The sequence below is a fragment of the Legionella bononiensis genome, assembly GCF_016786215.1.
Lineage (GTDB): Bacteria > Pseudomonadota > Gammaproteobacteria > Legionellales > Legionellaceae > Legionella > Legionella bononiensis.
On the sequence record NZ_JADOBG010000002.1, the window covers coordinates 135,742 to 152,370 of the forward strand.

Below are 16,629 nucleotides of genomic sequence, written 5' to 3' on the forward strand. Positions count from 1 at the left end.
TTATTACTCTTGGCAAGGCGTGCCTTGATGAAACACCATTTGCCAACGATTGTGTTTGTATTGCCAGAGAGAAGAACGTAAAGAACTTTTTGAGGCAACAGTGACCCTATAAGTTGCCAACATGACTTCGGACGACACCTCTAAAACTGAAAAATCATTAACCATATAGCTCTGTGGCTCTTCTTCAGGGAGAGAATCAAGTAAGTCGTTCTTATTGTAAATTAAACCAGAAGCACCATACTCAATAAATTCATCAGCAATCAGTAGCTTCAGTTGTGTAATCGATTTTCTCGTTTGCGGATTTAAAAGAGAAATCTCTAGCTCATAAATCAGTTGGTGTTCTTGTTTCATAGCGATATTCTCATCAAATATCTGAGCTTGCATTCCTTCCTCTCGAGAAACAGAGCCAGCCAAAAAATAGCACGCGGTTCGGGTTGATGCTCATTACTTAATTTTTGAATTGCTTCTTGAGGTAAATAACGCATTAAGTCAAATTCCTTGAGATTGCAATCGATCTAGATGATGAGTAATCAATGAATTAACCACTTCTTTATTAAAGTCAGGACAAAATCGTGGATAGTCACGTTCAAGACCATAAGACCATTTTTCCAAACGTTCATGGTCATATTCGATCATGTCTTCAAATAAATAACCTTCTCCATAAACTTCTTCACAATGAAGGCCAATTCCACCATCGTAAAGTTCTCCTGAAGGCATACGTAATGCAATATGCCAGCACTCTTCATGGGATGTCACCATCACAAAAACAATATGCACTTTATCCTTAAATCGGCTATTCCACGCATCAAAAAATAATTTGGCAAACGCACCACAAGGACCATAATTAATCCTTGGTGTTTCTTCATGAAATCCCAGCAATTGGTTTATGTCGTTTTTTAAATCATTTAAGACTGTAATTTCTTGTGCATTCACACGTAATTCCTATGGTATTAAAAACTTCTTTTTTGGCTAACATCCAACACTCTACGTTTAGGCTGATTTATTGTACCAGATAAATTTCAATTCGCTCTTTACCTTTACCCACATTCGCCCATTTTAACGTAATATAGCCCACTTCCGCGGTTGATTTTACATGTGTTCCACCACAAGAAACCTTAGAGAATCCTTCGATTTCCCAATAACGTCTTTGACTCTTCTCATCAGAAAACCCAGTGCGTATAGACATATCTTTTGCAATAATTTGATTGTATTCAAGCAAGAGAGTGTCAAAGATATCCGAGATATTGTGCTGATAGTTAAAATCGATTCTAGCCTTATGCTCAGCAATATGAGCACCTATTTTTTCAATAGGAAACATTCTTTGGACAAGTTCAAAGATTAATTCAGCAGCAAAATGAAGACGCATCAATTTGTAGCGACGAACGAAGTCAATTTCCATAAGGACAACATCGCCCTCAGAAAGCCCATGCTCCGAAGGTAATGTATAATAAATCAAGTCATCTTCTATTTCAGAATGAGTGACCATCAGGCCATTCACGCGAACTGTATCACTTTCTTGACCACCGGAAAACGAAAAACCAATAGTCTCTGCAAAAAGTAGTCGATTCTCATTTGCCGACTCCACCTTAGTCATTAATTGGCGTTGATAGGGATTATCCCAAAATATTTTTTGCATAACTTACTCTCTAATCTTTACCACTATCCCATTGGTTAGCTGCTTAAGTGCTTCTGGAGATAATGAAAATACTGCGTTGGGCGTTCCTGCTGCGGCCCAGAGGACTTCATGGCATAACAAATCTTCATCGATAAGAACCGTATTAATAACATTTTTGTGGCCAACTGGAGGGATCCCACCAATCGCAAAACCAGTTATTTCTCGTGTAAAATCTGCATCAGCCTTCCCAATAGATTCATTGATGAGATTCCCAATCAGGCTCTCATTCACACGATTAACACCACTTGCTAATACCAATACCGGCTTGTTGGTTTTTTCAGTACAAAATAATAGTGATTTCACAATTTGAGCAACACCACAACCCAAAGTATCAGCAGCATCTTTTGCAGTGCGTATGCTCGAATCAAGTTCCTTGACCTCACACGATATCCCCTTTTGAGATAAAAAATCCTGTATGATTTGCGCGCTTTTACTTAAATTTTTACCTTCATTCATCGCTATCACCCACCCATCATCGCCACAAAGAACACTTTCTAGTCAGCTCTGTCACCACATCCCAATCTCCAAACAAAACAATGCCATAGTAAATCAGATCATTCTCTTTAACCTGTGCCGTTCTTTCAATTTGCTCTTGATAGGTACCCACAGTCATCGTATCGGTAAAATCATTAAAAAGAACATTTTTTGCTAAAGCATTCTGGCGTAATGTTCTAATTTTGTTGGGGTTCTCACAAAGAATGATAAAAGGTATTTCTGAAATATAAGGGTGAGATCCTCCATCTGCATCTCGATAATCGGTTAAACGCAGCTCTTCTTCACCAATTACGGAACCTAAACCAATACACATATGAGCAAGCGCATTCATCACTTTGCCTGGCTCAATACGCTTATTAAGTACCGCAACCAGTTTGTTTTTAAAAGGGTGTTCAACCATACAGTTCTCCACAATCTACTTCCCAATTCGTGCGTTATAACGCATAATAAACCAGTATATGCCCGTGCGCTAAAACGCACAAGCTTTTTTATTAAGAGATATCATGCAAGAAATTTCAAAACGTATTGCAAAAACATTAAAATCATTAAGACAAGAACGAGGTTGGAGTTTAGACAAAACAGCGCTTGAAACCGGCGTTTCTAAAGCGATGCTCGGGCAAATTGAACGAGAAGAATCAAGTCCAACGATTTCTACCTTATGGAAAATTGCGAGCGGCTTTCAAGCCTCCTTTTCTTCGTTTATTGAAGACAGTCTGGATAATTCAACCAATCCTGTTTATAGGGCGGGACATGCTGAAACCTTGCATCCAGATGATGAAAAAATACGAGTACTGCCTCTATTTCCTTTTGATGAGCAGTTACATTTTGAATTGTTTGTTATTGAGTTATTGCCCGAATGTGAACATCTTTCACCTCCCCATAAACATGGAGTCATTGAGCATGTCATTGTTGTGGATGGAACCATTGAGCTTTTGTTAGGCGGGAGCTGGAAAAAACTTTCTAAAGGAGAAGGGCTTCGTTTTAATGCCAATCAACCGCATGGCTACCGGAATCCAACCAATGAACTATCGCGCATCCATGATATTATTCATTACCCACCCCAATATAAATCGCCTTAATCGATTATGGTACATAAAACAAAGGCGTTAATGCCATAGTTTTTAAGTCATGAAGCCACTCATTGCGTGGCTTTCCTCCTGGCGCTGTTTCTTCAAACCAGTTGTATTTACACCAAAGGTAGATATCCAAGCTTTTCATTTGCGAAAAATGATTCATTTCTTTTAATTCGTCTGAACTCAATGGCCGGATTTGCCTATACCCTTCTATAAACCATTCAAACAGGGGTTTCCAGAGAGGCCATGGCTTATTGCATAAGTCCAAAAAAGGTTTAGCGATATCGGCAAGATACCAATGATAAACTGGCTCATCAAAATCAATCAGATGAACGCTCTCACCATCATAAAGCACATTGCCAGGACGATGGTCCCCATGGGTTAGGCCAAAATGTGCTGAGTTGATTGAAAAAGTTTTGAAGCGTGTCGTGATGGTTTGGTATAAATCCTGGATCAGAGCCTCTTCTTGACGCGCATAATCCCAAGTTTCACGCCACAAATCTTCCCAAGTTAAAAAATGATGTTCCGATGCAACATAACTTTGCGAGGCTTGATGCAATAGACCTAGGGCACGGCCCCATGTTAGATAAGCTTTTTTATCTGGATAATCAAAATTCATGATTTGCCCTGGCACCTCACGGCAAACATGAACAAAAAATTCCAAATCATCTTGGTGTACCGTTTCGACATCATTTCCTTCTTGGGATACAACCGGTTCACAAATAGGAACCTGATGCAAATATAAATGCTTCTGAAAATCAATGGCACTCAAAAGTTCATGAGCTTTTCGTATTTTTTCATGCGTCATGCGAAGGTAAAAGCCTTGGTTCTTAGATTCAAATCGATAAACACAGTTAATTTGATTATTGATAAGCTTAAGATGGGTAGGGTTTTTTACCCACTTATTAGCAGCACGATTTGCCGTTTCATCCGTAATTTTTTTTAATGTGGTCTCCCAAATCATTTTTGGATACTCTTACTGTTCAGATAATCAGCTCTGGATAATCGATAAAGCACATGTCGTTTCAATGGACTATTGTGCTCCAATTTGGGATGATCAAAATCATCCTTTGTATTATGTTGTAAACCAATTTTTTCCATAACACGTCTTGAAGCTAGATTATTCACTGCTGTAAATGAAACTACTTCGGGAAGATTTAAAGAGGTAAATGCATAATGCAAAACCGCTTTTGCTCCCTCCGTAGCATAACCCTGATTCCAATGCGTTGAGGAAAGTCTCCAGCCAATTTCAACAGCAGGGGTAAAGTGCGCTTCAAAAGAAGGGGTCATTAACCCTAAAAATCCTATCATTTCTCCAGTATTTTTTAGTTCAACAGCATACAAAGAAAATCCCTTCTCTTTATCATGTGCAATCATCCGCTCAATGCCTGCTTTTGTAGCACTCCTGTTCCCTATTCCGGGTAAAAATTGGCATACCTTTTTATCTTGATCAATAAGTGACATAGGATCAAGATCAGCTTCTCTCCAAGTACGTAAAATCAGACGGGAAGTTTCAAGAATATTCATAGGAGCCTCTATAAGAAAGCATGTTTATCATGAGTAGGTAATTAGCGTCTTCACTGTATTGCGTGGGAAGAAAACCAGCCTTTTGATAGCACGCAATGGCTTGCTCGTTTCCAATTTGTGGATCAACCACAACGGCTTTAAATTTGGAGAGTTGTTCGGCAATAAAACGCCTTATAATTTGTCTGCCCAACCCTACTCCACGAAACGATGGCTCTGCAATAAAAAGGTCGATACCAGCCAATTGTTCAGGTGTTGCCTCGTCAAACAAGGAAGCATTATGTCCTGAAATTCCTTCGGGTAAATGGTCGGAAAGACAGTAATATTGAATAAAACCAATTGGTTTTTGATTTAAATAAATAATAAAACTGGGGATACACTCAATGCCTTCAATTCGGGGTGAGTACTTTGCACTAATATCTTCCAAAGAAAACTGTTGATTTCGTGCGTATCCTTGTTTTACCGTAGGCTCTGCAAACCATTGGGTCATTAAGTTCAAATCTCTTTGACCCAATGGTTTAAATTCAAGATTCTGATTTTTACTCCCATAAACTAAGGAAGTCCAATCCAAAATACGACGCGCTGACTCCTCTGCTGAAAGACAGCTAACATCTAGAGTCATTTCATACGGCTCTTTGCTAAAATAAACGTCTTCTTCAAACAGTCTTTTTGTAATGAGTGCCTCATCCTGTGTTTTAAAATAGCCTTTTCGATCTGAATATTTTAAGCGTTTAACAAGCTCTGCACCATTACAAATCAATCGGATAGGAACAAACATAGCTTCCCGTTTTTGAGCAACGGCTTGTACTTGATTAAAAAACTCCTGATGCCAAGAATTATTCGCTAAGAGCTCATAGGTAATAACAAAGCTCGTTTCTTTAGAACAAACCTCAGTCATCGTATCAAAAATCACATCTCGGGCCTTGTTAAGCGCTGCCCATCCTTTATCATCAAGAGACCAAAATACTTGATCATCGTTACCTAGAAGTTTTAGAACCGGATCGATCCAAGCATGGTGATGCGCTAATCGAAACTGAGAAGCCAGTGTTGTAATTGCCTCGCCTATGGTTTTTTTACCGGTACCTGCAATACCCATCAAGAGTATCATCATATTCGTCGGCATCATTTATTAAAATCCTGTCACAATACTGTACTCTTCTTTATGTGTAAGCACACGCATCAAGTGCGCCACATCATATGGACTACGCAGCTCAATGAATTTCACTTTTGGATATTGGTTCTTTAAAGCATTTAATAAAGGGTTAATCCGTTGTTCATAGTTCCACATATAACTTAATAGCGACCATCGTACCGTTTCATTGCAACCAGCGGCTCTATCATCGATTTCTGAAGCCTTATAAAACAAGCGTTTAAATACCCGCCAATAACATAGCCATTTGGGTAAATTAAAGTACAAGCACATGTCGGCTTCGCGATAACGTATCTCGAATGATTTACTGGAATTACCATCAATAATCCAGCAAGGATTAGCAACTAATTCTTTTTGGAGTGACAAAAAATCCTCATATTCTCGTGGCACCCAATCGGCAATAAAAAAATATTTGTCTAAATGGAACAAGGGAATATTTAGACTCTTTTGCAACTTAACAGAAAAAGTGGATTTGCCACTTCCTGGTCGACCAATAATCATGATGCGTTGTAAGTTTATCATTTCATTCAGAGTTTAATTTACTGTGTTCTTTTCTTAAGGATGCAAATGATTGTTGTACTCATCCACTACACTATCTAAAACTTTAAGTAGTCTGTTCTTCACTTAACTGTTTAAGTACGGTTTTTATCGTAGCATGGGAAAAACCTCGGCCACTTAAGAAACGAGCCAATTTTGTATTTATCGTCTCATCTGTATCATTTTTAAATCCACGCATTTTTTTCCGAGCTTCATCTAGGGCGCGAACTTCTTCCAGTTCAATATGTTCTAAGATTTGCTCAATCACCTCTTCTTTAACGCCCTTTTGTTTTAATATTTGTTGAATAAAACGGTTTCCTTTATGGATATAACGGGCACTTAATGATTCAGCCAAACGATTATCATTAATTAAATGTAATTCCCGAAGGCGAGCTATGGTTGCATGAATCTGAGCATCTAACTCGGGTACATGCGAAAAATCCCTCTCTAATTGCCTTATGAGCTCTTTTTCACTGCAATAATGATTGGAAAGATATTTTATTGCTGCATCGATGAGTGTATTCATACTAAAGCTCTACTATAAACCACAATTTTATTTTTGCTTTTGCCAAGACAGCCTGATTTATTTAGAATACCATTATAACAGGAAAATATTGAGTCTTTTATGCCAAAAGAAGGAAAGGCCAGAGTCTTAAGTGAAGCAGAGTTTAAGCGACTGCTTATTGTTGCCAAAGATGGGCAATTCGCTATAAGAAATAGTGCCCTTGTGTATTGTTCTTTTGGACTTGGATTGCGAGTGAAAGAAATCGCCTCTCTCACTATTGCAGATGTAGCCGATTACAACTATCAATTGACTGAAGAGATTTGTTTGAAGCGCTCAATGACCAAAGGTGAAAAGCAGCGTTACGCTTATCTTGCCAATGAAAAAATCCGTAAAGCACTCCAAGCTCATCTCGATACCCTAAAACCTGTTGCACGAGACAAACCCTTATTTCAGACCCAACGTAAAAGTCGCTTTACACCCAATAGTTTGCAAAAATGGTTCAAGTCACTCTATGATAAGGCAGGAATCATTGGGGCAAGCTCCCATTCTGGTCGACGTACTTTCATTACCCGCTTAATTGAGCAAGGCGCTGATATTAAAGCAGTCTCTCGTCTTGCAGGTCATGCCAACATTGTCACCACCGCAATTTATGTTGAAGACAACCCTGATCGCCTGAAACGTATTGCTAACTTGGCTATTTTCTAAATGACACCATGGTTTATTACTTTACCTTGGTTACACTATTTGGATTTTACCTACAATGAAGTCTACCATGAGGCACGCTTTGAAAAAGACAAACGCTATTATGTACTTCGTTTAGAGAAAGATTTACTAGATGATTGGACAATCACCGCTATTAACGGACGAATAAAATCCAAGTTGGGACAAAGAAGAATATTGGATTTTTCAACGTACACAAATGCGTTTGCTCAATTCTTAATCATGATAAAAATCCGTTATCAGCATAATTATCGACTTAAAATTTTGTATAGTGAAAATATTTTTTCCCTTCACAATCTGCTGTTTCTTTTAGTATCACAAAAATATGCTAATAAAACCCATGCCAAAAGGAAGGAAAAACCAAGATCCGAGTTGAGTCAAAATAATTGTTCCACGACTGTTCAAAACAACTTATCTCATACAAAAGCATTCCAACTTGACTTATTTTTTTAATTTCTAAAAAGAAAAGTGATCATTAAATAATCAGACCGATTTAAGAGCGCTCTAATAGTGATTAGAAAGAAGCTGAGCTCTTGCCACACTTTACCATTCGCCGTAGTCCAATCGTCTCTTGAAGGTAAAATTTGGAGGTCATTTTTTTCCAGTATACCAGTAAAATTATAACTACAGACTCGAGGGCAAACATCTTCTAATTTTTCCACATAGTTATCCACTAATTTTGTGAATAAAAAAATAGCCCTACCCTTCCACCTTAAGATGGGCCATTAACCAATCTGCTTCCTCTAAAGAGTCAAAACTTATCACCACCCTACCTTTTCCTCCATCATTAAAATGCATGTTAACTTTGGATGAAAGTTTTTTCGATAATTGTGCCATCCAATCTTTCGTTTTTTGTTCAAATTGGGGATCTAGAAAAAACTCTTGTTTATCTTCTGGCATATTTAAGCGCTGAACCAATTTTTCAGTTTCCCTAACGGATAAAGACTTATTGATAATTATTTTTGCTGTTTCTGCTTGTTGTATACTCGACAAACTTAATAAAGCTCTGGCATGCCCCATTTCTAGTAATCCCATTTTTAACATTTCTTTTACTTCATCCGTGAGAGTAAGCAATCTAAGAAGATTAGTAACTGTTGTTCGCGATCTACCTAAAGTTTCAGCAACTTCACCATGCGTCATGTAACACTCTTCTATTAACCGCTGTATAGCTTGTGCTTCTTCCAATGGGTTTAAATCTTCTCTTTGAATGTTTTCAATTAAAGAAACTGCCATCCCGTTTGCTTTATTATATTTTCTGATGATTGCAGGGATTTTTTCTAATCCTACTATTTTAGCTGCACGCCAACGCCGTTCACCCGCAATAATTTGATATTCATTCCTATTATGATCTCTTTCTTTGACAAGAATAGGCTGTATAATCCCATGCTGTCGAATTGACGAGGCCAGTTCTTCTAGTGAAGCATCGCTAAAAAACTTTCTAGCCTGATTTTGATCTGGATAAATTTTTGATAAACACAGATCAATTGCTTCCAAGGATTGTATGTCATTTTTTAGATTAATTGGTTCAAAGGCAGGAAATTTCATATTAAACCGCCTCCATTTTAATGGGCTTCTCTAAATAATGTTGCTTTAATTTTTCCCGGGTTTCCAGAACAAATTTCTGCATGTTTTTAACATGCTCTTGATTATCTCCAGCTTTAGTATAACCTGATAGTTTTTCCCAATGATTAAGCTCTGCCTGTAAAGCGAATAATTTCTTTTCCCACTCAATTTGTTCATTAGATTCTTTTTCTTGAGAACCGTCTGGCTTAGATTCTTCCTTGAATTTATAATCATATTTTAAAGCACTAATAAAATATGGAATTGGATAAAAACCTGTGCGCTCTTTTTTTGCATATTTCTTGGTATAGTTAATCTTCTCTTGAATATATTCTTCTGAGTAGTTATTTATAATATTTTCTAATATAGACTCATTTAATATACCAAAAGTTACTTTTATTTCTTTATGCATCTTCTCATTTTCATAATCAATACAGCTGACTTCTGATTTTATTGTATTTTTTTTATTCTGGACTAACACCTCAAATCCAGTAATTTTTCTACCAACTCTTATTGGATCCAAACTAACAGCAAAATTAGCTCGATCATTAACCTCTTCTAATGAAGGCGAAATGACATTTCTTGTAAGTTCCCGCATACTTGGATATTTATCTTCAGGAACTCCTAAAATTTTTCTAAATGTATCTAACGAAATAATTTTATTTTTTTGTAAGTTAATAAACCGTGTACTATTTTCATAAAGAGCATGACCATATTTCGATTCAAATTCAGATTGCAGATCAATGTCAATAGTACCGTATATAGATGGATTAACTAGTAAATCAAGCATGATTTTATGAAAAGAAAAATTGATGGTATTATCCTGATAGAACGTAGGTGCACCATGTAAAACTCGTAAATTTAAAAAAGAGATATCTGTAGGTACCTTATCTTTCAATAAATTCCATTCTATTTTTAATGATGCCAACCCATCAATGGACTCTTTTAGATATTGGGTATTATTACTATTGAACTTAACTGCTTTTAACAGCTTAGAAAAAGGCATATTGCATTCGACAGCGACCGAATTTTGATGGTTATTTATGCGGCCATCTCCTTTTATTGCTTCATACAAAAGCACATTGACAATTTTCCGTTGCAATACACTCATTAAAGAGTATGCATGAATAATTGTTACATGTTTACGTATTGTTTTTTCAGCGAACATTACCCATTCCGTTTGGCCTTTTTTCTTATTTTTTCCTCATCATTCTACTCAAAATAGCAGCGCGTATTATGGCAGTTTGAGGGCCTCTTATATCAGGATATTCCTTTACAACTTCACTTCTCATATCAGAAAAAAAACATCGTTGCTTAAATGTCATGTAAATTTTATCAAATACAAAATTTTCACTATTCCCTTCTGCATTGAGTACCATTTCTTTGTAATCAGGATTTTCCTTTAACATTATGATGGCTTCGTTTACCCAATCAGTTTTCTTTTTTAAATTATATTTTTCAGAATTTAACAGAATTTCTCTGAGTGACTCTTTAATTTCTTTATTAATAGTAAATGTAATAATTTTCTTATCGTCTTCATTATTATTGAGTTTCAGTTTATTCATTTTAATCACACTTCCTGAGCAATTAGAGGAATTATTTTTTTAAAGCACTCCTCAACTGATTTACCATTATTCCATTGGACATTATTGCTTAACATATTCATTTGCTCGACGATGCTCTCGTGTAGAATGTTGCTTGAAACTAAGGCATCAAAGATAATTTTGGCAATATTGGGTTTTACCTTACCTAAACTAACATTTAATTGTTTACGTCCTCTTATTTCTTTTTTTGTAACTAATGAAAATTCGAGTTCTTTTTTTAGCTTAACAATTGCTTCAAAGGATAGATTTTCTATGGCAGCCTTTAAAAGAACTTGTTGATGTTCTGCATTTTCAACTGAAATAATTAATTCAATTAACTTTATATTCTCTATTTTTCCTTCAACAATCGCTTGTTTTATGTCTGGGCTAGCTTGCAGAATCAGAATATATCTTCGAGATTGTGTTATGGACATTCCTGTTAAGTCACTTAAAACTTTTGATGTTATTTTCTCGTTATCATTTTTTCCTTTATTTTCGTTTAAATATTCCTTAACAATAGCCTCAATGCTCGCAACTCTTTCAGCCAGAGATAAGTCAACACGCTCATTATTCTCAATCCACTGTAGAACTCTTAACTTTGTACCAACAGGTCGTTGACTTGCAATTCTTGCTATAATTTCCTTTTTACCAGCAATCGCTGAGGCCAAGGTTCTACGTTCACCAGCGATTAAACGACATTTGTTCCCAAACCTGTATACAAATATGGGGTTAATTAACTGATCATCTAGTATAGTTTTTGCTAATGACTCAAGTGACTTCCAATCATTTTTCTTTTTTGCATAGTCAGGATCAGAAGGATCTATTCCATTCATAGCATCATGAAGAGTTAGTGCTAGTTCACGATTGTTTTCTGGATCAAGTTCTATTTTATCTAAGGATAATACTTCTATTGACAGTTCCCCAGCATAATCATTGGCAATCGCCAGTGTTCTTGATATGGCTTCCTTTGTCTCTCCGGTTTTGACTGGATTTAGTTTGAATTTACTAACCATAAGAAGCCTCCTTTTCTTCTATTTTGTTGTATACATTATGAAATACCCTGTCATATACATAAGAACACCATTTTTCACTCTCAATTCTAGCTAGATGTGTTTGCGGTAGATTAAATACACAATTAGGTTTTGCATCTTCTACTACCAATTCTGAATAAATAGTTCTTTGGGCGATCGGAGGTAACAACCATTCTTCTGATTTCTCTATCGAACGCAAGTCATTAAGGAACTTAGTATGTACTGCTGTTTTACGAACTTGGTTAGGTAAAATTCCCGCTATTTTGATTGTGTCATCTTTTACTCTTCTAAGTTGCTCTTGTGAAATTGCTTGGATCATACCTATGGTTCCATTAATACCATATTGTTCTAGTTCGGTTGGCAATAGTCCATGAGTTGCTGCTCGCAACCCTGCCATTGTTAGTGGGCCAAACTGTGGATTCGTATCAATAATAACAAATTGGTAATCACTGTGGGTTGACAGCATTTCGGTAAATTCTTTAAGACGATTTATAACTTTTTCTTTTACATCAACTTTTAGAACACGTTGTGCATCTTCCAGTAATGAAGCAAAAGAAGGGAAACAATGTAAATTGTCAACCCATGTTGGGTATGGATAAATAGATTTACCTATGAATATATCTGCAATACTACTAACACCATCCCAATGTGGATCATCTTCTGGTAAGTTATTAGGATCCCACTCTGGATGCGCTTTAGGCATATAACCCGTTGGGTGAGCAGGATCTCTGGTAGTTGGAATTAGGCTAGATGAAGAATTACCTTGTGGGTCTAAATCAATAAATGCCCCTTTCATGTTTTTACATTTAGCTAGATATTGTGCAAGAGTGAGTGCAATAGTTGATTTGCCAATCCCTCCTTTGTTTCCGGCTGTTGTAATTACTTTCATCCATCCCCCTTCTTACAATAAGGTGTTTTGTACTATTTGTTATTAGGCTATCTTCTTTGAAATGAATTTGCAAGCGGTAATTTGTACTATTCTTTTAAATTTATAAAAAAGAAAAATATATATCTTTTTTCTTCTATTCATAGATTCCTTATATAAAACACAGTAACTAATTGATTTTAAATGATTTATGAAAGGATAATTGTGTATCTATTTGGGAGTGATAGTGTAGGTTTATGAGTTTTTCTGTGTAGTAATATGGGGTTCAAAAGGTTTTTTAATCATATGTGTAGCTTTATGGGGTATTGTGGTGTAGTTATATGATAATGGTGTAGATTTATGGGAGAGATTTTAACTTTTATCCATAATCTACCTAATGCAATGAATGCTAGATTTTAGGCGGCTGGATCTTTTGCTCTAGAAACTTTGAAAATTCGGAGTGGCAAGTGGTATTGCGAATCTCAGTAAAAGATTATCCTGATGTTTGTTTGGGTATACTTATCTTTTGTATTAAATCTCTACCCTGCAATAAGATATGTTTAACTGGATAGTACCACACTATACTTTTTGCGTTTGCTCGAATAAGTCGCACATTGATTAACTTTGATAATAGAATAAATTCGGGAATAGATATAAACGAATGTTATTTCCATATTCTAGATTTCATTTCTAGTTGTAACAGAATAACTTCATTTGCGATTAAATAATCATACCAATTGCTACTTTGTAGCGGTGTTAGTTTGTGATTAATTCTTGCTAAGTATCTTGGTTATTCAGCTATATATGCCCGTAATAAGGGTCCACGTATTGAGTTAAATCTATTATAAGTAACCATCCAAAAACATTTATAACAACTCCCGATATGCGTTAAACTCAAATTGAATAGGGTCAAGCAAATTTATTTTCATTGTAATGCCAGATAAATTTTCTAATACGAGCAATCAATTGCTCAATACAAGTAAATCCATTCGCACCATATATTTTCCTCTTCAACCACTTCCAAAATAGCTCAATTGGATTATATTCAGGTGAATATGGTGGTAAAAAAAATAACTCCACCCATTCGTGTTTTTTCACAAATTTTGAAACCTTTTTGCTGCGATGAATAGAGCCATTATCAATAATCATCACTATCTTTTTGTTGGGTTTAGCTTTTATGTAATTGATGTAGAAATTGAATAAATATCTTAGAGTTCCTCTTTCGGCTTGTTTCCAATAAAAAGCTTGTGAGCTTAAACTCAGAGCACCAAATAATGTTTTACTTTCTCTCATTTTGTTGGTGTGGACGGGTTTTTTTTCGCCACGTTTAAACCAACCTCTCTCTACATAGGGTTCGTTTGAGAAGTGAGACTCATCTGCAAATAATATTTCTATTTCATGCTCTAACTTTTGTTTACTTAGCGATGCAACCATTTTTTCAATATAAGCTGCTTTATCTTCTTTACTCGGCGCATTCAGTGGGGGCTTTTTAGAATAGCGTTTATATACCCATCCATGCTCATGAAGTGCTCGCTTTACTGTTGTCGCACTCACAGAGCCAACCGTTTTAGTCAATTGATCTAATTGAAGATTAATTTGCCATCCAGACTGTTGGTAACCGTACTCCTTGGGCGATACACTTAGCAATTGGTTGAGCTCTTCCTTGACTTTTTCTCTCAATTGATTCGGTCGACCGCTTGAATTTTTATCTATTAATCCTGAAATGCCAAAATGTAAATAACGTTTTATCCAACATCTCACCGTGTGTGGATTACGACTCAATTGCGCTGAGATTTCACCTATACTTTTGCCTGATGAGGACAGTAAAACATAATACGCTCGCTCCCCTATATTTTTTCCCGTTCGCGAGCCTCTTAGTTTTAGAAGTGTTTGTTTTTGCTCTTGCGTGATAATCACTTTTATCGCTTTACCCATCCTTAAAACTCAGCTACTCCTTAAAAGTTGATGCGGACATTACACTATCTTTATGTTTTATAAAAGATTATGGATGGTTGCTTATTTGTCTTTGTCCATAGCGAAGATTATATTTTTTTAACGAATATTGATCGCTGGTGTTGTTGGAGCTGAGATTAGCTTCTCTACTTGAATGGATAAATTAGTTTTTATAACTATGTATCTATTATCAAGTTAAATAGGTTTATCGCTTAACATTTTTCAATAATCCATTTAACGATAAGATCTTTTCTCTCGCAGTATTTATTTAACTCATTTATAGATCTAAGAAATTTATTCCTGATTTAAGCAAAGCTTGTTGTTTTTTAAATATTAAAGTAATCAACCTATACTAAATGTGTGACGAATTAATTATCTACAAATATTAATTAATAGGGTTGCATTCTAATTTTATGATAATCTTAATTATCTTTAGGATGATGTTTTTTGTTTTTGGACTGTTGAATTTTTTATTAAATTCGATCCTGTCTCTGTTTCAACAAGCGCTTTTAATTTTACGAGACTTCTACTAGGAATTATCGGTTTCATAAATTGTCCCCGGGGGATAATTTTAGTAACTTATTGATTATAAACAATAAAAATAAACAATATTCTGTAATTCACATGGGGGTTATGGAATGGTGTAGATTTATGAGGCGGCAAATTTTAAAGCAAATTATGGTGATTACAAATTAACAAACGTTTGAGAGAAAAAAAATTAACAGGAAAAGTATTCAAACTTAATCGCAAAATATAAACAACTACAACTTAAGTGACAAAATATAAAATTGAGGAGGAAAAAATTTGAATAATCATTTATTATACAAAGCGACATCCATGTTAGTTTAATTTTCCTTAACAGCAATGATAATGGAACAATACAGTATAAATTAGGAGTCTGAAATATTGGCGATTTATCATGGGTGTGATGCAATTAAAGCTGTAACGTAGAGGAATTACTATATGACTATTATTGATGCAAGACCTACCTGTTTTTATCATCCGATAAAAGTCATTTTTTTAGATGATAACCGTGCATTTTTGGATGCGTTAGATTTAGAATTTGGCGAAAAATTTAATATACTGACACTTACAAGCTCAGATATGGCTTTTCATCTGATTGATAATGATAGTCAGGATGTTACCCAATCAATTTTCAAATTGATGAATGATGTTAATCTAGATACTACTAATGATCGGGTTATTGGCTTTGATGTTAGTAAAATGTTAAACCTGATTTATGATAAAGCAAGGTTTGAGCATGCCCCACTGTTAGTAGTGGATTATCAAATGCCCGTTATTAATGGAATTGAATTTTGCAAAAAAATTAAAGAGAAAAAAATCTTTAAAATTATGCTAACGGCAGAAGCAGATAAAGATACAGCGATCAGCGCGTTCAATAACGGTTTAATTGATAAATTTATACTCAAGACAAGCGAAAATCTATATCCAGAAATTACATTAGCTGTCGATGACCTAACTCAGCGCTATTTTAGAGAGTTAACAAAGAATATAGTTAATGCGTATGAAAACTCCATTAGTGATTTATTTGGTAATGAATTATATCAACAATTATTTGCCAGTGTTTTACTGCAAGCACAGGCTGTTGAATATTATCTAGTTGATAATTCAGGGAGTGTTTTATTTCTTGATAAAGATGCCAAACCTACATGGCTTATCATTAGACATGTAAAAGAGCTATCTGATCAATTAGATTTAATGCAGGGATATGAACTACCCAAACAGACTATAGCCGCTGTTGCAAAAAAAGAGAAAATATTATTCTTGTTATCAGAAAAAGAATATAAAAAACCAATAAGTGAGTGGATTAACTATTTATTTGATGCGAAAAAGCTAGATAACAATTACTACTACAGTATTACCAAAGATCATTTAACTGATTCTATAAATTGGGGAAGGGTGGTTTCATATTCCTCATATCTAGCAGAGAGATAATT

Annotated in this window: 20 protein-coding genes; 4 read left to right on the forward strand and 16 right to left on the reverse strand. The window is 35.4% G+C overall.

Annotated features, from left to right (window positions below):
• Positions 1 to 3 precede the first annotated feature (3 nt).
• From IZU94_RS01700 to IZU94_RS01720, 5 genes are all read right to left on the reverse strand, one after another.
• Positions 4 to 384 (reverse strand): nuclear transport factor 2 family protein, encoded by a 381-nt coding sequence (locus IZU94_RS01700; protein ID WP_231296972.1) that lies wholly within the window; start codon positions 382 to 384, stop codon positions 4 to 6.
• Between the two features lie 105 nt (positions 385 to 489).
• Positions 490 to 933 carry a hypothetical protein gene (locus IZU94_RS01705; protein WP_010655431.1) on the reverse strand — a complete coding sequence of 148 codons (444 nt, stop codon included), beginning with the start codon at positions 931 to 933 and terminating at the stop codon, positions 490 to 492.
• 67 nt (positions 934 to 1,000) lie between these two features.
• The gene (locus tag IZU94_RS01710) at positions 1,001 to 1,636 is read right to left on the reverse strand and encodes an alanyl-tRNA editing protein (RefSeq protein ID WP_021460595.1); all 636 of its coding nucleotides are present in this window, start codon (positions 1,634 to 1,636) and stop codon (positions 1,001 to 1,003) included.
• A 3-nt stretch (positions 1,637 to 1,639) separates the two neighbouring features.
• Positions 1,640 to 2,131: a YbaK/EbsC family protein gene (locus tag IZU94_RS01715; RefSeq protein WP_021582670.1), complete on the reverse strand. Its 492-nt coding sequence runs from the start codon at positions 2,129 to 2,131 to the stop codon at positions 1,640 to 1,642.
• Positions 2,132 to 2,147: 16 nt separating this feature from the next.
• Entirely contained in the window at positions 2,148 to 2,570 is a 423-nt protein-coding gene (locus IZU94_RS01720; RefSeq protein ID WP_021460594.1) for a DUF2000 domain-containing protein, read from the reverse strand.
• Positions 2,571 to 2,673: 103 nt separating this feature from the next.
• On the opposite strand from IZU94_RS01720, the gene IZU94_RS01725 reads away from it, so the two are divergent.
• The gene (locus IZU94_RS01725) at positions 2,674 to 3,249 is read left to right on the forward strand and encodes a helix-turn-helix domain-containing protein (protein ID WP_011212585.1); all 576 of its coding nucleotides are present in this window, start codon (positions 2,674 to 2,676) and stop codon (positions 3,247 to 3,249) included.
• A gap of 4 nt (positions 3,250 to 3,253) precedes the next feature.
• On the opposite strand, the gene IZU94_RS01730 is transcribed toward IZU94_RS01725, so the two are convergent.
• The 5 genes from IZU94_RS01730 to IZU94_RS01750 all read right to left on the reverse strand — a co-directional run bounded on the left by IZU94_RS01730 (position 3,254) and on the right by IZU94_RS01750 (position 6,980).
• On the reverse strand, positions 3,254 to 4,207 hold the full coding sequence (locus tag IZU94_RS01730; RefSeq protein ID WP_021582668.1) for a phosphotransferase enzyme family protein: 954 nt from the start codon (positions 4,205 to 4,207) through the stop codon (positions 3,254 to 3,256).
• Positions 4,204 to 4,770: a GNAT family N-acetyltransferase gene (locus tag IZU94_RS01735; RefSeq protein WP_021460592.1), complete on the reverse strand. Its 567-nt coding sequence runs from the start codon at positions 4,768 to 4,770 to the stop codon at positions 4,204 to 4,206. The genes IZU94_RS01730 and IZU94_RS01735 overlap by 4 nt, the downstream gene beginning before the upstream one ends.
• Positions 4,757 to 5,893: a GNAT family N-acetyltransferase gene (locus IZU94_RS01740; protein ID WP_021460591.1), complete on the reverse strand. Its 1,137-nt coding sequence runs from the start codon at positions 5,891 to 5,893 to the stop codon at positions 4,757 to 4,759. Before IZU94_RS01740 ends, IZU94_RS01735 begins: the two co-directional genes overlap by 14 nt.
• A 3-nt stretch (positions 5,894 to 5,896) precedes the next feature.
• On the reverse strand, positions 5,897 to 6,439 hold the full coding sequence (locus IZU94_RS01745; protein WP_025520183.1) for a P-loop NTPase family protein: 543 nt from the start codon (positions 6,437 to 6,439) through the stop codon (positions 5,897 to 5,899).
• A gap of 82 nt (positions 6,440 to 6,521) precedes the next feature.
• Complete coding sequence (locus IZU94_RS01750) at positions 6,522 to 6,980, reverse strand: regulatory protein RecX (protein ID WP_021460575.1); 459 nt, start codon at positions 6,978 to 6,980, stop codon at positions 6,522 to 6,524.
• A gap of 99 nt (positions 6,981 to 7,079) precedes the next feature.
• On the opposite strand from IZU94_RS01750, the gene IZU94_RS01755 reads away from it, so the two are divergent.
• Positions 7,080 to 7,664, forward strand: coding sequence for a tyrosine-type recombinase/integrase (locus IZU94_RS01755; RefSeq protein WP_021460574.1), 585 nt, complete (start codon positions 7,080 to 7,082; stop codon positions 7,662 to 7,664).
• A complete protein-coding gene (locus IZU94_RS01760; protein ID WP_021460573.1) occupies positions 7,665 to 8,132 on the forward strand; it encodes a hypothetical protein in 468 nt (155 codons plus the stop codon).
• 246 nt (positions 8,133 to 8,378) lie between these two features.
• On the opposite strand, the gene IZU94_RS01765 is transcribed toward IZU94_RS01760, so the two are convergent.
• The 6 genes from IZU94_RS01765 to IZU94_RS01790 form a co-directional block, all read right to left on the reverse strand.
• A complete protein-coding gene (locus IZU94_RS01765) occupies positions 8,379 to 9,224 on the reverse strand; it encodes a ParB/RepB/Spo0J family partition protein (RefSeq protein ID WP_021460571.1) in 846 nt (281 codons plus the stop codon).
• Between the two features lies 1 nt (position 9,225).
• Positions 9,226 to 10,407, reverse strand: coding sequence for a replication initiation protein (locus IZU94_RS01770; RefSeq protein ID WP_021582604.1), 1,182 nt, complete (start codon positions 10,405 to 10,407; stop codon positions 9,226 to 9,228).
• A gap of 25 nt (positions 10,408 to 10,432) precedes the next feature.
• Complete coding sequence (locus tag IZU94_RS01775; protein WP_021582605.1) at positions 10,433 to 10,804, reverse strand: hypothetical protein; 372 nt, start codon at positions 10,802 to 10,804, stop codon at positions 10,433 to 10,435.
• Between the two features lie 5 nt (positions 10,805 to 10,809).
• Positions 10,810 to 11,835 (reverse strand): ParB/RepB/Spo0J family partition protein, encoded by a 1,026-nt coding sequence (locus IZU94_RS01780; RefSeq protein WP_021582606.1) that lies wholly within the window; start codon positions 11,833 to 11,835, stop codon positions 10,810 to 10,812.
• A complete protein-coding gene (locus IZU94_RS01785) occupies positions 11,828 to 12,742 on the reverse strand; it encodes a ParA family protein (RefSeq protein ID WP_010655313.1) in 915 nt (304 codons plus the stop codon). The genes IZU94_RS01780 and IZU94_RS01785 overlap by 8 nt, the downstream gene beginning before the upstream one ends.
• Positions 12,743 to 13,627: 885 nt before the next feature.
• Positions 13,628 to 14,653 (reverse strand): IS630 family transposase, encoded by a 1,026-nt coding sequence (locus IZU94_RS01790; protein ID WP_021460567.1) that lies wholly within the window; start codon positions 14,651 to 14,653, stop codon positions 13,628 to 13,630.
• A 981-nt stretch (positions 14,654 to 15,634) separates the two neighbouring features.
• Between IZU94_RS01790 and IZU94_RS01795 the strand changes: the two genes are divergently transcribed.
• Entirely contained in the window at positions 15,635 to 16,627 is a 993-nt protein-coding gene (locus IZU94_RS01795; RefSeq protein ID WP_021460566.1) for a response regulator, read from the forward strand.
• The last annotated feature ends 2 nt before the right edge of the window (positions 16,628 to 16,629 follow it).

Coding starts and splice junctions, on each gene's coding strand:
- IZU94_RS01740 (WP_021460591.1), bottom strand. CDS start 5,893: ATGATGCCGACGAATATGATGATACTCTTGATGGGTATTGCAGGTACC.
- IZU94_RS01750 (WP_021460575.1), bottom strand. CDS start 6,980: ATGAATACACTCATCGATGCAGCAATAAAATATCTTTCCAATCATTAT.
- IZU94_RS01725 (WP_011212585.1), top strand. CDS start 2,674: ATGCAAGAAATTTCAAAACGTATTGCAAAAACATTAAAATCATTAAGA.
- IZU94_RS01755 (WP_021460574.1), top strand. CDS start 7,080: ATGCCAAAAGAAGGAAAGGCCAGAGTCTTAAGTGAAGCAGAGTTTAAG.
- IZU94_RS01765 (WP_021460571.1), bottom strand. CDS start 9,224: ATGAAATTTCCTGCCTTTGAACCAATTAATCTAAAAAATGACATACAA.
- IZU94_RS01730 (WP_021582668.1), bottom strand. CDS start 4,207: ATGATTTGGGAGACCACATTAAAAAAAATTACGGATGAAACGGCAAAT.
- IZU94_RS01700 (WP_231296972.1), bottom strand. CDS start 384: ATGCAAGCTCAGATATTTGATGAGAATATCGCTATGAAACAAGAACAC.
- IZU94_RS01795 (WP_021460566.1), top strand. CDS start 15,635: ATGACTATTATTGATGCAAGACCTACCTGTTTTTATCATCCGATAAAA.
- IZU94_RS01745 (WP_025520183.1), bottom strand. CDS start 6,439: ATGATAAACTTACAACGCATCATGATTATTGGTCGACCAGGAAGTGGC.
- IZU94_RS01780 (WP_021582606.1), bottom strand. CDS start 11,835: ATGGTTAGTAAATTCAAACTAAATCCAGTCAAAACCGGAGAGACAAAG.
- IZU94_RS01790 (WP_021460567.1), bottom strand. CDS start 14,653: ATGGGTAAAGCGATAAAAGTGATTATCACGCAAGAGCAAAAACAAACA.
- IZU94_RS01770 (WP_021582604.1), bottom strand. CDS start 10,407: ATGTTCGCTGAAAAAACAATACGTAAACATGTAACAATTATTCATGCA.
- IZU94_RS01735 (WP_021460592.1), bottom strand. CDS start 4,770: ATGAATATTCTTGAAACTTCCCGTCTGATTTTACGTACTTGGAGAGAA.
- IZU94_RS01715 (WP_021582670.1), bottom strand. CDS start 2,131: ATGAATGAAGGTAAAAATTTAAGTAAAAGCGCGCAAATCATACAGGAT.
- IZU94_RS01785 (WP_010655313.1), bottom strand. CDS start 12,742: ATGAAAGTAATTACAACAGCCGGAAACAAAGGAGGGATTGGCAAATCA.
- IZU94_RS01710 (WP_021460595.1), bottom strand. CDS start 1,636: ATGCAAAAAATATTTTGGGATAATCCCTATCAACGCCAATTAATGACT.
- IZU94_RS01720 (WP_021460594.1), bottom strand. CDS start 2,570: ATGGTTGAACACCCTTTTAAAAACAAACTGGTTGCGGTACTTAATAAG.
- IZU94_RS01775 (WP_021582605.1), bottom strand. CDS start 10,804: ATGAATAAACTGAAACTCAATAATAATGAAGACGATAAGAAAATTATT.
- IZU94_RS01760 (WP_021460573.1), top strand. CDS start 7,665: ATGACACCATGGTTTATTACTTTACCTTGGTTACACTATTTGGATTTT.